The organism is Sorangium sp. So ce119, assembly GCF_051524405.1.
Lineage (GTDB): Bacteria > Myxococcota_A > Polyangia > Polyangiales > Polyangiaceae > Sorangium > Sorangium cellulosum_G.
The window spans coordinates 5,849,151-5,863,985 of sequence record NZ_CP150310.1 but is presented as its reverse complement, the minus strand read 5'-3'; the positions used below and the strand labels follow the sequence as shown (position 1 = coordinate 5,863,985).

The following is a 14,835-nucleotide window of genomic DNA, read 5'->3' as shown; positions in this document are numbered from 1 at the left end:
CCCGTCGTCGCGCAGCCGTTGCTGACCGCCCCCTCCGCGCGGCGCGGCGGAGGGCGGTACATGGGTTGCTATCCGGAACCTCAGGAACAGCGGCAGGGCAGGAGAGGGCGCCCGAGGTCCGCCGCGCCGCGGCGCGGAGCGCCGGCGCCGTTCCTCCCTGGAGAGGTCATTGAGGGGCAAAGCCCCCAAGGAGCATGCTCGTGCACACGAAACGGATGATGCTGTCGCTCGCGGTCCCGATGATCCTCGGCGGATGCGGCGTGAGCGCGGCGGACAGCGACGCAGACGCGATCGAAGGCGAAGAGGCGAGTCAGGAGCAGGTGGCGAGCGCCGCCGACGCCCTCGCCAGGGCCGCGACAGGCACCGTGACGCGCCAGTACGCGTCCCTTTACGTGAAGAACTGGCCCGACTCGGGCAGCCGGACGCAGTGGACCGACATCACGGTGAACAACCCGAACCCGGTCCCCGCGCAGGTCACGATCACGATCCACCGGACCGGCGGGGGATACCCGCTCGAGGTCATCACGAAGACCATCCCGGCGCGCGGCGCGTACAGCTCGTTCGGCGACGCGGCCTGGCTGGCGATCGACGACAGCGACCCGGCGAACCAGCGCTCGATCGGGTGGATCGAGCTCGCCTCCGACGTCCCTGTCGCGGCCACGAGCCGGGTGACGCTGCGGGACGGGAGCACGTTCGACGCGCCCGTCGCCCTCCTCGACGACGAGGCGTTCGTGAAAGCGCCCTCCACCCGGCTCTTCTGGAGCCTGTTCCTGAAGAACTGGCCGGCCGGCGGCGGCGCCACCACGCAATGGACGAACCTGATCGTCAACAACCCCGGTGACCAGGCCGCGACCATCACGGTGCGCGTGCACCGGACCGACGGCGGCGGCGTCCTGTCGTCGTTCAGCCGCACCATCCCGGCGAAGGGCGTGTGGAACTCCTACGGAGACGCGGGCTGGCTCGGCGTCGCGAACTCCGACGCGCCGAACGGGCGCTCGATCGGGTGGGTCGAGGTGGTCTCGACCGCCCCCGTCGTCGCGATGAACCGGCTCACCCTCCGGAGCGGCACCACGTACAACGCGGCGGCCGTCCACGTCGAGGACGACGCGCTCACGTCGGAGACGTCGCAGACCCTCCGCGCCAACCTGTTCCTCAAGAACTGGCCCACGAACAGCGGGCTCTCGCAGTGGTCCAGCGTCGTCGTCAACAACCCGGGCGCGACGGCCGCGTCCATCCGGGTCGTCGTGCGGGGCAAGGACGGCGCGACCCTCGGTGATTTCACGAGGACCGTCCCCGCCATGGGTTACTGGAACTCGAGCGTCGACGCGAGCTGGGCCGGCGTCCAGAACAGCGATGTCCCGAACAACCGCTCCGTCGGCTGGGTCGAGATCACGTCGAGCCAGCCTGTCTTCGGGATGAACCGGGTGACGTTCCGCGACGGCAATGCGGCGTCCGCGCCCCTCAGGGACCTCGACGACGGCGCGCTCCAGACGGCCACGTCGCGGAAGCTCTTCGCCCCGTATTACCTCAACAACTGGCCCACGACGAGCGGGCACACGCAGTGGAGCAACGTCATCGTCAACAACCCGAACGACTACCCCACCACCATCACCGTCCGGATCCAGCGGAAGGACGGCACGGGCGACGTGACGTTCTTCACGCGGCAGATCCCCGCGCGCGGCCTCTACAACGCGTACGGCGATCCGAGCTGGGTCAACGCGCCGTTCACGGACGCCGCCAACAGGCGCTCTGCTGGGTGGGTCGAGATCACCGCGTCGGCGCCGGTCATCGCCATGGACCGCGTGGTGCACCGGAACGGGAGCGCGTTCGACTCGCCCGACGTGCTCTTCGACGACAACGCGCTCGACGGCGGCGTCCTGTCGGCGTGCGACCCGCTCGGGCCGGGGGAGTTCTGCCCGCGGAGCGCCTAGGAGGAGGTGGACCCGTTCAAGGAGCTCATCATCGTCGACCCCGAGATCGTCGGCCGCGAGCAGGCCTCGAGCGCGGCGGGCGGGCACTTCAGCTTCCGCTGGCTGATGGAGCAGCTCGCGTCGCCCGGCGCCGATCCCTCGGCGCTGGTCGAGCGGTGGCTGTCGACGGGGTTCTCGGCCGGCTCGGTCAACGGCTTCCCCGTCGAGGACCGCCCAGCCGTGCGCGCCCTGCTCGCGTCGTGGCCGAAGATCCCCGGCACGAGCCGGCTGGACCTCTCGCGGGCGCCCTTCGAGCTGCTCGCCATCGTGAACCGGGTCGATCTCTCGTCGGGCGGCGGCGCCGGCGAAGGCCGCTTCGTCTTCGGGCTGAAGCAGGGGACATCCGGCGCGCCCATGACCGTCATCTTCGAGTACAAGCTCCCCGCCAGCGCGTCGCGCGAGGTGTGGGCGCAGCGCTTCCACGCGCTCCGCGCCGTCGACATGGGCCCCGAGCTCGGCGCGCGACTCCAGATGATCACCGACGAGTTCACGGCGCGCGGCGCGAGCCCGTCCGGCGTGAACGGGAGTGCGCTCGGGCAGCTCCGCACGAACGAGAAGCTCGACTTCAGGCCGTGGCAGCTCCGGGAGTTCAACCTGGTGGCCGGCAGCCCCGCGCGGCTGCAGATCACGACAACGAAGCAGAACCCCGATGAGAGCCTCGACGGCTCGCGCGCGCTGGCCGACTTCATCAACGCGAACGCGAGCGGCATCCTCGCCGGGACCGCGCTCTTTCCGCCGGCGATGCTGGGCGGCGAGTCCAACGCCGAGGTCTTCCGCTGGACGGTGCCCGGCGTCAGCGAGGCGCTGCGCCACGCGTTCGCGACGCAGACCTGCAACGGCTGCCATGAGTCCGAGCAGCCGAGCCTCGATGGCTTCTATCACGTGTCGCCCGTGACGTCTGGCGGCGCGGACGGCACCGGACGGCTCTCCACGTTCCTCCGCGCGGACCTTACCGTCCGCGAGCGCTTCCTGCAACAGACGCTCTGCAACGGCAGGTGCCCCGGCGTGGCGCCCGTCCCGGTGGCGCCGGCGCGCGTCCACTGACGACATGCAGCTCAGATCATCGCGTCTTCCGGGAGCTCCGCCTGGTGCAGGATCCCATCCGTGAACACCTGGCCGTCGATCTCGTAATATAACCGATATTGCACCTTGCGCGCGTCCGGCCGTGGCGACACCGAGCCAGGCGTCGCCGTGGGGCCCTGGAAGATCTTGCCGTCGAAGCCGTACTGCTGGACCGGGCCCCACCCGGTATACGCCAGCGTGAGCGTCTCGGCGTGCACGAGCGAGTCGCTGCCGTCGAACACATGGACGTCGATCCAGGCGTTCGCGCCCCACGCCGAGTGGCTGACCCACGCCGAGAGGTCGAGGTGGACCTGGATGTCCTTGCCGATGCTCGGCCCATTCGCGGGCCTCGGGAACGCGTTCTCCTTCGAGATCCGGGCGGAGCGCACGTTGACGATGTCGGGCCGCCGCTGCGCCCCGGCGCGGTACACGACCGGCTGCGCCGGGACCCGCGGCGGCGGGCCGCCCACGTCGAACCCGTAGTTGTCGCCGAAGCGGCTGTCCCACGCGTCGCACCGCGCGCTGGTCTGAGAGAAGCCGTGAAACCACATCTCCACGTGCGTGGCGTCGTCCGGCACGGCGATCTCCAGCGGCGCGGGCGTGTGCGCGACGACGGCCCCGGGCGGGTCCCCCGGAGTCCGCTGCTCCTCGACGACGCTCCCCTGCACGATCTCGCCGCGGGGATGGAAGCGGACAACCGCGGTGATGTCGCCGATCTCGGCGCCGCGCCACGTCGTGAAGCACCGCGACAGGCGGGGAATGGCGTATTCGATCCTGAGCGTCCCCCCGCGCTCGATCTCGCCCTGCTGCGCGTGCAGCCACTCGGGGAAGAACTGCAGAACAGCGACCGTCGCCATGGGACCCTCCTCTGAGCAGGTGCCGAGGAGCGGGCCGGAGATCGCGCTGCTCGGCGCCGCGGCCACGGTCGCACGTGGCGCGCGCGCGTTCAAGCCCGCGCCGGCGGCGCGCCGCGCGCCGGCCCGCGCTCGTCCCTCCCGAGGCGCCGCGGGCGCGGCGCGGCGCCTACCCGCGGCGCGAAACGATCTCCTGCAGCGCGCTCTCCAGGCGCCGCTCGACCTCGGGGTCGTCGAGCGTGGGCGTGATCTCGCCGGGCACGACGCGCGCGCGCATGATGACCCGCGCGTAGATGAAGGCGCTGCGCGCGCTCGGCGGGTCCTGGTTGCCGAGGCAGGAGCGGAGGAGCTCGTACGCCCGGCCCTTCATGACGCCTCCGCGGCCCGCAGGCGCGCGACGGTGGTGATGATCCGGCGCACGGCGGCGGAGGCCGTCTCGTGCGCGGCGAACGCGTCCCGCACGACGTGGGCCGCCCTCGCGGCGGCGCCCTGGTCGAGCGTGCCTTGCAGCACGCCCTCGGCCAGGCGGACGAGGGGGCTTATCTCGACCATGTCCGTCGCGAGCGAGCGCGTCGCCTGGGCGATCTCGGTCGCCGCCTCGGCCGGGGCGGAGCGCGCGAGGGCCATGGCGTCGTCGGCCAGCTCCTCCGCGATCGCGAACATGTCGCGGTAGCAGTCGACCGCCGCGCTCAGGTCGTCCGGGCTCAGCGCGGCCGGGGGCGCGTCCCCCAGCGCCGCCGCCGCGCTGTGCGCCGCGGCGATCGCGGGCGCGATGGCCGCGAGCGCGTGGTCCAGCGTGCGCGCGGTCAGCTCGAGCCGGGCGAGGCGCTCGATCGTGGCGCTGCTCCGCGGCGGCGCGTCGTCCACCAGCGCCTCGAGCCGCGCCCCCACCTCGCCGCCGAGCTGCGCGAGCTCCTCGACCACGCGCGGCCCGAAGCTGCGGGGCACGCCGTCGAGCACGCACAGCGAGCCGACCACGTGACCGCGCACCCGCAGGGGCACCCCGGCGTAGGCGCGGATGCCGTAGCGCTCGACGAGCTCCCTCGGCACCCGCGGGTCGGTCTCCGCGTCCTCGACGACGAGCGGCGCCTCGTGGCGCACCACGAGCTGGCAGAAGGAGTTGCTCCGCGAGGTCGCGCAGCTCACGCACAGCTCCGGCGGCAGCCCGTGGTGCGCGCGAAAGAGCTGGATGTGCCGGACCACCAGGCTCACGAGCGCCATGGGCGCCCCGGCGAGCTGCGCCGCGCGCGCGACGCAGGTGTCGAGGAGCGCGTCGGCGTCGGCGTGCATCAGCACGTGATGCAGCTCGGCGAGGCGCGCAGGGTCGTTCAGATCGGCCATGAGGGGTGCTCTTGCGGGCGAGGATGCGCGTCCGGTCCAGGCGCGGGCAGGACGCGACCGCGCCCGGGGCGGAATATTACCGCAACCGCGTGGCGTCGGCACCGGCAGCGCCCGCGGCGCGGGGTTCCATCACCACCTGCTGGAGCCGGCGGCGCTCATGAAGCTGCTCGCGCGGATGACGTCGTCCGGCGGCGCGCCGCGGTGGAGCGCCCGGAGGCGCCGCGCGGAACGCCTCGCGCGTGGGGTCTCAGGGGCGCATCTCGTGACGCATCTCGTGGAGAAGCGCGGCGGCGACGGTGCCGGGGTGGACGCGCTCCGGCGCGGCGCGGAGCGCGGCGAGGACCTCCAGGAGCGGCGTGGGCTCGCCCTCGGCGGGGGGTGGCCCGCCGAGGCGCGCTCCCGCGAAGAAGAAGCTCGCGGCGTAGAAGGCGAGGGCGATGCGGCGCGCGAGGTGCGCCCGCGAGCGCTCGTCGTCGCTCGCCGGCCGCCCGAGGTACGCCTGGAGCAGGGCCTCGCGCTGCTCGGGCCGCGGGAACGCGAAGACGCCGAGCTGCGCGAGGTCGACGAACGGGTCGCCCGCGCCCGCGGTGGTCCAGTCGACGAAGACCACGCGGTCGGCCGTCACGAGCACGTTGTTCGGGTTGAGGTCGCGGTGGCACGGGGCCTCGTGCGCGTGGGGCGCACTCGCGCGCTCGAGCTCCTCGACGGCGCGGACGAGCTCCGCGGGGAGGCGCGCGCCCGCGAGCGCGGCGCACTGCGCGTCGAGGAAGCGCAGGAAGTCGATGCGCGCCGGGCCGCGCGGGAACGGCGGGCCGTCGTGGAGCCGCCGCAGCGTCGTCGCGACCCGCTCGAGCAGCGTCGGGTCCCCGGTCGGGCGGAGCGGCGTCCCGGCGATGCGGTCCATGATCGTCACGCCCGTCCGGCCGTCCGCGTGGCGCAGGCGCGGGGCGACGCCGCGCTCGGACGCGGCGCGCATGCACGCGATCTCGCGCGCGGCGCGCTCCGGGTCGGCCGGATCGGGCGCGCAGCGCTTCGCGACGTACGGCGCGCCGTCGACGGCGAACGCGATCAGCGTGGCGCCGGAGAGCCCGCCGGCGAGCGGCGCCGCGTCGTGGACCGGGCGCCCGGGGAACGCGGCCGCGATCGCGGCGGCGAGCTCGGGGTGCATCTCCGCGGCGCTCATGCCTTCCCCCGCATCGCGGCGAGCCGCTTCGCGTAGAGGCGGCCCCGCGCGGCGGGGTCGGCGGGCCGCGCCCAGTCCCACCCGATCGCCTGCCAGTCCGGGTCGTCGGGGTCGAGCCCGAGCGACGCGACGAACGCCCGGTCGGCGACGAAGACGTGGTGCTTGTACGCGAGGAGGTAGCTGCGCGGCGCCTCCGGCAGCGCCTCGATGTGGGCGCGCGCCTCGTCGTGGGTCGCGAACCAGTGGTGCAGCGCGCTGGCGTCCCGGCCGTAGAGCAGCGTCCCGAGCTCGGGCGCGCCGGGCTCTCCCTCGAGGGCGCGCCGCGCGCGCTCCCAGCTCGTGAAGCCGCACTCGCGCGCGACCACCGCGAGGCAGTGCTTGCGGCGGACGCCGGGCGCGGCCGCGGCGAGCGCGGCCTCGTCGGCGCGCCGCAGCTCGGGGAGCGCGCGCAGGCGCGAGAGCGCCTCGGCGTCTCTCGACTCAACGCGGGTCTGCAAGAGCTCGGCGCGGATCTTCAGCTCGCGAACGGGATCCATCATGAACGTCTCCTCTCGAAGTCGGCCGTTACCCGCTCCCTCGGCCCGAGGAACTCGACGTGGCATGACGCTGCGAGGTGACCCGCGATCGTCGCGTGCAGGGTGAAAGGCTTCTTTCCGGCGGGAAGGGCGCCCCTGCGCACCCGTGCGAGCCAACCTACCGCTCCGCGGCCGGGCGCGCCAGGGCCAAGGTGGCGCGGCCAGCGCGGTGGGGTTCGACCACCGCCTCCGAGGGGTTGGACCGCCCCTCGGCGACCGCGATCGATGCGCCGCAGATCCCCTCGACGCCTGACCATCCGCCCGTGACCGGAGGGCATCCGCCCAGCCGTGCGCACGCCGGGCAACTCATGATCTGCAGTGCCCGTGACCCATCGTGTCGGATGCCGCCGCATGCGCCTCGACAGGCGCGATCGCCGGACGCCTTCGCCCTGGATCGTGTACGATGCAAGCGTGGCGGATCTCGACGCGATCTCGGATCGAACCCATGTGGCCGCGGGGGCAGACTTCGCGTTCGTGATCACCCGGCGAGGGCGGCTCGTCACCCGCCGAGCGCCGGGCGACATGCCCGAGGAGGGCCGCAGCCGGATCGTCGAGGCCGCGCTGAGCCTCGGGGATCGCGGCCGGCTCGGGCATGTGGAGCTGCCGCGCGAGGAGCTGGTCCCGTACGGGGGCGCGGCGCCCATCGACGTGTACTTCGGCGTGGCCGCCGAGGCGATCCTCTGCGTGGTCATGCCCACGTGGGCGGACCGGCAGGGCGTGCTGCCCGCGCTCGAGCGCGGCCTGCGCTCCATCGACGAGGGCGCCCCGGCGGAGCCGCGGCCGGCCCGCGCGGGGCACCGGCGCACCCGCTCGCGCCCGCGCGGGGAGGCGGCGGCTTCCCAGGCGCGCCGCCCGGGCGCCGAGGTCCGCGAGCCGCCGCCGTCGACCTGCGCGGTCGCGGCCGGCTGCGAGCCGCCTCCCTCCAGGCGCGCCGCGCCGCCGTCGCCGCCGGCCCACAGGCGCAGCGCCGTCGCGGGCCTGATCCTCCTCGCCAACGGCGGCCCGCCCCGCTCGCTGGCCCGCCCGGTGCTGCTCCGCGACGCGCCCCCGCCGCCCGCGGGCGCGCCACGGGAGCTCGGCGACGCGCCGCCGTCGCTGCCCGAGATCCGGCTCGGCGCGGCCCCCGTGGGCCACGAGAGCCTGGCCGCGATCGAGGCCGAGCTGCCGCAGCCCGCGCGCCCCGGATCGATGCCCGAGGCGCTGCGCTTCGAGCTGGCGAGCATCAGCCGCGAGAGCCTGCTGGAGATCGCGGCCGAGGAGGCGCGCCAGGCGACCGCGGGGCCGCGGCCGTCCATGCCGCTGGTGCGCCCCGAGCGCTTCACCCGCCCCTGGGTGGAGGCGCCCGAGGACGCGAGGCGCATGGCCGACGCCGAGAAGGGCGCCCGCAAGACCGCGCCCCCGGCGCTGGACGTCGAGGTCGTCGAGCCCGAACACGAGCTCACCGACGCGGCGCCAGCGGATCGGCGCACCTGCTCGGGGTGAGCCTCGCGCTCGTCGCAGGTCCGCATCGGGAGACCACGCTCTCCGCGGGAGGGGTGACGGATCCACCGTCTCGGCCGGCCCGCGCGACGGACGCGCCTCGTGCGCGCGCCGGAGCAGCGGATCCCCACGGCGTGCTGCTGGAGCAGCAGCGCGACAGCAGCGCTCCTGTCCCGCCTCGGCCCGGCACCGCCTGAGAGCCGCCGCGCGAACGCCGGCGAGCCTCCACACACGCTCCGGACCGGGCTGCGGTACGGGAGTTGCTCCTCGCCCCGCGCTCGCAATCCGCCGTTCATGGCGTCGCGCCTGCCGCGGCGCCCACCCCGCACGTACCCGCGAGCTCGATGGACAAGGAGTCTCCCGTGACCGCCTCACGCCGACCCGGCAAGCTGCACCTCAATGCGTTCCTGATGACGATAGGACACCACGAGTCGGCGTGGCGGTTCCCGGAGAGCAACCTGACCGGCACGTGGGACGTGGCGCACTACAGGCACCTCGCCCGCGTGGCCGAGCGAGGCACCTTCGACTCGATCTTCTTCGGCGACGGACCCGCGCTGCAGGGCGACATCCGCTATCGGCCCGTCGGGCGGCTCGACCCGACCGCGCTGCTGCCGGCGCTGGCCGCGGTGACCGAGCGGATCGGGCTCGTGGCCACGGCGTCGACCACGTACAACGAGCCGTACAACCTGGCCCGCCGCTTCGCCACGATAGACCACATCAGCGGGGGCCGGGCGGGGTGGAACATCGTCACCACCGCGGGGAGCGACGCGGCCCAGAACTTCGGCCTGGACGAGGTGCCGGAGCACCGGCACCGCTACGAGCGCGCGGCCGAGTTCGTCGATGTGTGCCTGAAGCTGTGGGATAGCTGGGAAGACGACTTCCTGATCGGCGACAAGGCGACAGGGCGCTTCGCGGACGGCGACAGGATCCACCGCATCGACCACGAGGGCCGGTTCTTCCGCGTGCGCGGCCCGCTCAACGTGCCGCGCACGCCGCAGGGCCACCCGCTCCTCGTGCAGGCCGGCTCCTCGGAGGATGGCAGGGAGTTCGCCGCCCAGTACGCCGAGGCGGTGTTCACCGCGCAGCAGACGCTGGCCGAGGGGCAGGCGTTCTACGCGGACCTCAAGCGGCGGGCCGCCGCGTTCGGCCGGAACCCGGCGCTCGTGAAGATCCTGCCGGGGATCGTGCCCGTCCTTGGGGGCACCGAGGAGGAGGCCCGGCGGCGCGAGGACGAGCTGGCCGAGCTCCAGGTGCCCGCCTACGGCCTGAAGCAGCTCTCCGGGCTGATCGGCGTCGAGCTGACCGAAGCGGACCTGGACAGGCCGCTGCCCCCCGTGGCCGACGTGAAGGCGGTGCGGGGAATGCAGAGCCGCTTCGCCCTCGTCACCGACCTCGCGCGGCGGGAGAACCTCACCGTGCGGCAGCTCCTTGCGCGGCTCGGGGGCGGCCGCGGACACCGCACGTTCACCGGCACGCCGGAGCAGGTGGCGGACACGATCGAGGAGTGGTTCACGCACGGGGCGGCGGACGGCTTCAACGTGATGCCGCCGCTGCTGCCCTCCGGCCTGGAGGCGTTCGTCGACCACGTGGTGCCGATCCTGCGGCGGCGCGGCCTGTTCCGCGCCGAATACGAGGGCACGACGCTGCGGGACCACTACGGGCTCCCCCGGCCCGAGAACCGGTTCGCGCTGCGCCGGGCGGCCGGCGGCCAGGCCGCTGGCGCGCTGAGCGCAGGAAGGTAGAGAGACCGCAGCGGCGGGGCCGCCGCCGGAGGGGAAAGCGGGCGAGCGGCCTTGCTCCGCTCCGAAGCCGCCGGGTATCCTGCCGCGGCCGCGATGGAACTCGAGAACCGCACTCCGTTTCCTGCGCTGGAGTACGCCATCGTCGACTCCCGGGGCGACGAGTCGCACGTCGTCGTCGCCCGGGGCAGCTACGAGCTGCGCGCCGCGCCGGAGGCGGGCGAGAGCGACGGCGCGAGGATCACCCACGTCGCCGCCATCGCCGAGGGCGAGCTCGTGTTCTCGGATGTGTATCACGGCGAGATCAACCGCAGCAGCGTCAAGTTCGAGAGCGATCTTGCGCAGAGCAAGCCGAGGTGCGACGTCATCGTGATCGGCTCGGCGCACGCTCCGGCCGGCGAGGCCGTGGCGCGCGTGGACGTGCGCGTCCGCGTCCGGCGCCTGGCCGCGTTACCCAACCTGGCGGGAGCCGGCACGCTGCTGGATCACCACCTGGCCGTCCGCGGGGCGCGGGCGTTCGAGCGCAAGGACGACGGATGGGCGCTGACGGATCCGGAGCCCTTCGACGCCCTGCCGCTGCGCTACGAGCACGCCTTCGGCGGCCAGCTCAAGGTGTACGCCGACGACGACGCCGCGGAGCGGGTCGGCGACGCGCACCGGCTGAGCGAGGAGGCGCGCCGGGCGCACCCGGAGGTGGGCGCTGCCCCGGTGGCGCACGCGACCTGCGCGCACAACCCGTTCGGCGTCGGCTTCCTCGAGGGCTGGTACGCCGACGCGGCCGAGGTGAAGCGCTGGCCCGCCCCGCAGATCGAGGCGCCCGGCGCCGGGATCACGGCGGAGATCTTCGCGCGGATGGTGGCGGGCGAGGTGCGCGCCGGCGAGGTGCCGGAGCTGTCGCCGCGCGGGGTAGGCGTCATCGCCAGGCCGTGGCAGCCGCGGTTGAAGCTGGCCGGCACCTTCGATGATCGCTGGCTCGCCGAGCGCTGGCCGTACATGCCGCCCGACTTCGACATGGCCTACTGGAACGGCGCGCACCCCGACATGCAGTGCGACTACCTGTTTGGCGGCGAGCTCGCGGAGCTGTGGAATCTGCTGCCGCGGAGCGCGCCGGGCGTGGCGCCCGAGACCGCGGGCACGGCCTGCCGCTTTCACGTGCCCGAGGCCGCCGTGGTCGTCCGGCTCACCGGCAAGGACGACGCGGTGAGCTTCGCCGCCGTGCCCATCGACACGGTCATCGTCGACCTCGAGCAGATGCGCCTGTCGCTCGTGTGGCGCGCGCGCATCCCGGCGTCGCTCGAGGTCGAGGGCACGAGCCTCCTCGCGCTCGGATACATGAGACAGACGGGCGCGGCCTAGCCGAGGCGCGGAGGAAGAACATGCCGATCGGAGCTCGAAAGGACAGCAGCTTCTACGCGGTCACCCTGTCCCCGGACGTGTGCTTGACGCCGGTGGGCGGCGCGATGGTGCCGGTCCCGTACATGCTTTACGCCAGCTTCGACGGCAGCATGAAGTGCATCGAGAGCGTGAACCTCAACGGCAAGCCCAGCTACGTCTACGATCACAGCCTGGCGCCCACCGTCCAGGGGGACGAGCCCGGCACCGGCGGCGGCGTCAAGTCGGGCGTGAACAAGGGCAAGGTGTGGGCGCACGAGGCGTCGACGAACGTCCGCGCCGACGGCCGGCGCGTCGTGCGCAGGGGCGATCGCTGCTGGATGAACGTGAAGGCCTGACGCAGTGGCCCTCCCTCCCAGCGCGCAGATCGACGCCGCCGTTCGCGGCGAGACCCCCGGGGACGGCAACCCACCCGCCAACGCGCTCGGGCGCGTCTACACGACACAGAGAGAGGCCACGCAGGTGGCGCTGCTCGACGAGCAGCTCGCCCGGCAGCTCGCGGCGGAGGCCGCCAGGAAGGCGGCGGAGGACGCCGCCAAGAGGGCAGCGCCGGGCGCCCTGTCCGCCCTCGGCCCGGCGGCCGGCGGAGCGGCCGCCGGCGCGGGGGTGTGGGGCTTGCTCGCCGGCGCGATCGGCCTGGTCGGCATCTCGCGGACCCAGGCCCTCACCGAGGACGCGCTCACCGATCCGTACCAGCGGCCGATGCGCACGCCCTTCCTGGGCCTGGACATGGGCCTCAACGTCCGCGCGACCCCGCGGCTCGACAGCAACGTCCAGGTCAGGCGCCCCCCGTGCCTCGTGGGGCGGCACGGCGATCTCAAGAGGATCTGCAAGCTGCTGCCGGGCGAGGGCTCCCAGTCGCACCATATCGTCCCCGATGAGTTCGTGCGATCGGGCACGCGCAACGGCTCCGCGTACCGGATCATCTCCGAGGACGACGGCGCCGCCATCTGCATCCCCGGCAACGCCTTCATCAAGGGCACGCTGCACAACGCCATCCACGCGGACCTGAACAACATCCTCAACACCAAGGTCGCCGCCGGCGAGTCGACCGACGGCACCCTCCCGCTCTCCGAGGTGATCGGATCGTCGCTCCGCGTGACCGTCGCGTACAAGCCGGAGTGTACTGCCCAGATCATCCGCGAGGTGGGCAGGGCGTTCCAGGGGATCGACACCACCCAGCGAGTCAAGATCCGATGAACCCGAGCGGCGCGGATCCCCGAGCCATGCCGGACGAGCCCGGCGACGCCCCGATGACGATCACGGGCGCGCTCGCCCTGGGCGCCTCCAGCCTCTATCTCTCGGCGACCTTCGCCACGCCGGGGGATTATACCCCGCATACAAGGCTCTTCCTGTACGACGAGGGCGGCGCCCCGCCGTGGACGGCGCACGACGCCGGCTTCTTCACGGTCGGGCTGGAGAAGCACGCGGCGCCCGGGGAAGAGCGCCCGCTGCTCGCGCTCTCCCTGGACGGAGAGGTCGAGCTCTGGTCTGCGCGGGGCGTGGTGATCGAGCAGATCCCGGAGGCTGGGCTCTACCGGCCCACGTCGAAGGGATACGGCTTCCTCACCGCCCTGCGCCGCGTCGGCGACCGCCTGTTCGCCTGCGGGAGCGCGGGGCAGGTGTACCGGAGGCTCGGTCCCGGCCGCTGGGCGCACGCGGATGCGGGCCTCCTCCAGGCCCCCGGTGTGGACTTCGAGGACCTCGTGCGGCCCATCGACCTCCAGGGGCCGGCGGAGGACGACATCTACCTGGCTGCCCAGCAGCTCGGCCCGCTCGGGCTCGAAGGGAGCCTGTATCACCTGGGCGGCCCGCGGTGGCGCCGCCTCGAGGTGCCGCCGATCGGCGGGCTCAATGCGGTTCACGTCGAGAGCGCGCAGCGCGTCTGGGTGTGTGGGCACGAGGGAGCGCTGCTCGTCGGCAATCACCGCGACGGCTTCCGGAGCGTGTCGAAGGAGCGGAGCCCGCACCTCTTCCACGCCGTCGCCATGTACCAGGAGACCCTCTATCTCGGGTCGAACTTCGGCCTCTTCCGCTATGACCTCGAGCGCCGGCGCGCCGCCCGGGTGCGCACCGGCCTCGAGCAGGAGCTGCGCTACATTCACACGATCGAACAGGCCGGCGGCGTCCTCTGGTGCGTCGGCCCCACCGACATCGCGCGCTTCGACGGCGAGACGTGGACCCGCGTCCAGGCCCCGGAGGCGCCGAAGAGCGCGGGCTGACGGGGCCGCACGAAGCCCAGGTCGTCTCGTTCACCACGCCGCCGGGAGCACAGGTCGGCGCCCAGGATGGGACTCCCGACGGGCGGCGGCCTCACCGATCGCCTCCTTCGGGGGACGGCTCGCCGAGCGGGACGGCGTGGCGGATCGCGAACGCCTCGTCGCCACGGCGGCTGAGGAGGTGGATCGCGCGGGCCTGGAAGGTGATCGGCAGCATGCGCCGCCACTCGGCCACGAGCGCCTCGCCGTCCTCGCCGTCCTCGCCGCGGAGCTGCGCGATGGACAGGTGGGGGGTGAAGCCGCCGGCGGAGACGGTGCTCTGCTCGCTGCACCGGGGGAACAGGGCCTCCAGCCTGGCCTGCAGCGCCTCCAGCGCGCCGGGCGGCTCGGAGCGCGGGTGGAGCCACACCGTGGCGCCGGCGCGGTGCTGGAAGCGCCGCACGTCGTCGAGGGTCACCTCGAACGGCGCGACGTCGCGCAGCGCCGCTGCGATGGCGCCCCTCGCCTCGGCGAAGGCGGCCTCCGGCAAGAACCCGTAGAGCAGGTTGATGTGCGGCATCCACCGCTCCACGTGCCTGTCGTGCGCCTGGCGAATGGCCTCGATCGGCGCCCACGCTTCCCGGGGCGGGATCAGCGCGAGGGCGCTGCGGTGAACGGGCCGGGCGTCGAGCCCGCATTGCGCCGACGGCGCGGGCGCGCTGCGCTTGCCTTCGAGCAGGTCCACGCGGGAGCGGCGGTCCCAGACGGTGGTTGTGCCCTGACGGATATACCGGATTCGATGCCAGGGGATGTCGCCCTCCGGGTCGAAGCGCGGGAGGCCGATCTCCTCGGCTCCCGACTCCCGGGTCTCGTAGCCGATGACGAACGCGGCCGGGTCGAGCCGCGGGTCCCAGCGGATCTGGTCGTACACCTGCCGGCTGGTCCGGAGCTTCTGCGGCGCCTCGCCTTCGTGCCCCGAGGTCGGTTGCCGAGCCATGCCATGAAGGTAGCAGCCAGGGGCGACCGCGACAGGAGGTCACGT

At 73.6% G+C, this 14,835-nt stretch carries 14 protein-coding genes; 8 read left to right on the top strand and 6 right to left on the bottom strand.

Going from position 1 to position 14,835, the window contains the following annotated elements:
• Nucleotides 1-200 precede the first annotated feature (200 nt).
• Nucleotides 201-1,931: a hypothetical protein gene (locus tag WME76_RS22125; RefSeq protein ID WP_437962062.1), complete on the top strand. Its 1,731-nt coding sequence runs from the start codon at nucleotides 201-203 to the stop codon at nucleotides 1,929-1,931.
• Nucleotides 1,932-1,937: 6 nt separating this feature from the next.
• Nucleotides 1,938-3,014 carry a hypothetical protein gene (locus WME76_RS22120; RefSeq protein ID WP_437962061.1) on the top strand — a complete coding sequence of 359 codons (1,077 nt, stop codon included), beginning with the start codon at nucleotides 1,938-1,940 and terminating at the stop codon, nucleotides 3,012-3,014.
• Nucleotides 3,015-3,025: 11 nt separating this feature from the next.
• Here the strand turns inward: WME76_RS22120 and WME76_RS22115 are convergent, their stop codons facing one another.
• The 5 genes from WME76_RS22115 to WME76_RS22095 all read right to left on the bottom strand — a co-directional run bounded on the left by WME76_RS22115 (nucleotide 3,026) and on the right by WME76_RS22095 (nucleotide 6,949).
• Complete coding sequence (locus WME76_RS22115) at nucleotides 3,026-3,889, bottom strand: DUF6209 family protein (protein ID WP_437962060.1); 864 nt, start codon at nucleotides 3,887-3,889, stop codon at nucleotides 3,026-3,028.
• 166 nt (nucleotides 3,890-4,055) lie between these two features.
• Nucleotides 4,056-4,256: a hypothetical protein gene (locus WME76_RS22110; RefSeq protein WP_433926458.1), complete on the bottom strand. Its 201-nt coding sequence runs from the start codon at nucleotides 4,254-4,256 to the stop codon at nucleotides 4,056-4,058.
• Nucleotides 4,253-5,227 carry a GAF domain-containing protein gene (locus WME76_RS22105; protein ID WP_437962059.1) on the bottom strand — a complete coding sequence of 325 codons (975 nt, stop codon included), beginning with the start codon at nucleotides 5,225-5,227 and terminating at the stop codon, nucleotides 4,253-4,255. The genes WME76_RS22110 and WME76_RS22105 overlap by 4 nt, the downstream gene beginning before the upstream one ends.
• Nucleotides 5,228-5,474: 247 nt before the next feature.
• Complete coding sequence (locus WME76_RS22100) at nucleotides 5,475-6,410, bottom strand: phosphotransferase (protein ID WP_437962058.1); 936 nt, start codon at nucleotides 6,408-6,410, stop codon at nucleotides 5,475-5,477.
• On the bottom strand, nucleotides 6,407-6,949 hold the full coding sequence (locus WME76_RS22095) for a hypothetical protein (protein WP_437962057.1): 543 nt from the start codon (nucleotides 6,947-6,949) through the stop codon (nucleotides 6,407-6,409). The genes WME76_RS22100 and WME76_RS22095 overlap by 4 nt, the downstream gene beginning before the upstream one ends.
• A gap of 447 nt (nucleotides 6,950-7,396) precedes the next feature.
• Between WME76_RS22095 and WME76_RS22090 the strand changes: the two genes are divergently transcribed.
• The 6 genes from WME76_RS22090 (at nucleotide 7,397) to WME76_RS22065 (ending at nucleotide 13,817) form a co-directional block, all read left to right on the top strand.
• A complete protein-coding gene (locus WME76_RS22090; protein ID WP_437962056.1) occupies nucleotides 7,397-8,467 on the top strand; it encodes a hypothetical protein in 1,071 nt (356 codons plus the stop codon).
• Nucleotides 8,468-8,808: 341 nt separating this feature from the next.
• Nucleotides 8,809-10,206, top strand: coding sequence for an LLM class flavin-dependent oxidoreductase (locus tag WME76_RS22085; protein WP_437962055.1), 1,398 nt, complete (start codon nucleotides 8,809-8,811; stop codon nucleotides 10,204-10,206).
• A 93-nt stretch (nucleotides 10,207-10,299) separates the two neighbouring features.
• Nucleotides 10,300-11,559: a DUF2169 family type VI secretion system accessory protein gene (locus WME76_RS22080; protein WP_437962054.1), complete on the top strand. Its 1,260-nt coding sequence runs from the start codon at nucleotides 10,300-10,302 to the stop codon at nucleotides 11,557-11,559.
• A gap of 20 nt (nucleotides 11,560-11,579) precedes the next feature.
• Nucleotides 11,580-11,933, top strand: coding sequence for a PAAR-like domain-containing protein (locus WME76_RS22075; protein WP_437962053.1), 354 nt, complete (start codon nucleotides 11,580-11,582; stop codon nucleotides 11,931-11,933).
• 4 nt (nucleotides 11,934-11,937) lie between these two features.
• A complete protein-coding gene (locus WME76_RS22070) occupies nucleotides 11,938-12,795 on the top strand; it encodes a hypothetical protein (protein ID WP_437962052.1) in 858 nt (285 codons plus the stop codon).
• A gap of 26 nt (nucleotides 12,796-12,821) precedes the next feature.
• Nucleotides 12,822-13,817, top strand: coding sequence for a hypothetical protein (locus tag WME76_RS22065; protein WP_437962051.1), 996 nt, complete (start codon nucleotides 12,822-12,824; stop codon nucleotides 13,815-13,817).
• Nucleotides 13,818-13,908: 91 nt separating this feature from the next.
• Here WME76_RS22065 and WME76_RS22060 read toward each other — a convergent pair whose 3' ends face one another.
• A complete protein-coding gene (locus WME76_RS22060; RefSeq protein ID WP_437962050.1) occupies nucleotides 13,909-14,790 on the bottom strand; it encodes an RNA repair domain-containing protein in 882 nt (293 codons plus the stop codon).
• Between the last annotated feature and the right edge of the window lie 45 nt (nucleotides 14,791-14,835).

Bases quoted from the DNA above. Each gene is read 5' to 3' on its own strand.
- WME76_RS22115 (WP_437962060.1), bottom strand. From the start codon at position 3,889: ATGGCGACGGTCGCTGTTCTGCAGTTCTTCCCCGAGTGGCTGCACGCG.
- WME76_RS22110 (WP_433926458.1), bottom strand. From the start codon at position 4,256: ATGAAGGGCCGGGCGTACGAGCTCCTCCGCTCCTGCCTCGGCAACCAG.
- WME76_RS22105 (WP_437962059.1), bottom strand. From the start codon at position 5,227: ATGGCCGATCTGAACGACCCTGCGCGCCTCGCCGAGCTGCATCACGTG.
- WME76_RS22100 (WP_437962058.1), bottom strand. From the start codon at position 6,410: ATGAGCGCCGCGGAGATGCACCCCGAGCTCGCCGCCGCGATCGCGGCC.
- WME76_RS22095 (WP_437962057.1), bottom strand. From the start codon at position 6,949: ATGATGGATCCCGTTCGCGAGCTGAAGATCCGCGCCGAGCTCTTGCAG.
- WME76_RS22085 (WP_437962055.1), top strand. From the start codon at position 8,809: ATGGACAAGGAGTCTCCCGTGACCGCCTCACGCCGACCCGGCAAGCTG.
- WME76_RS22080 (WP_437962054.1), top strand. From the start codon at position 10,300: ATGGAACTCGAGAACCGCACTCCGTTTCCTGCGCTGGAGTACGCCATC.
- WME76_RS22075 (WP_437962053.1), top strand. From the start codon at position 11,580: ATGCCGATCGGAGCTCGAAAGGACAGCAGCTTCTACGCGGTCACCCTG.
- WME76_RS22065 (WP_437962051.1), top strand. From the start codon at position 12,822: ATGCCGGACGAGCCCGGCGACGCCCCGATGACGATCACGGGCGCGCTC.
- WME76_RS22060 (WP_437962050.1), bottom strand. From the start codon at position 14,790: ATGGCTCGGCAACCGACCTCGGGGCACGAAGGCGAGGCGCCGCAGAAG.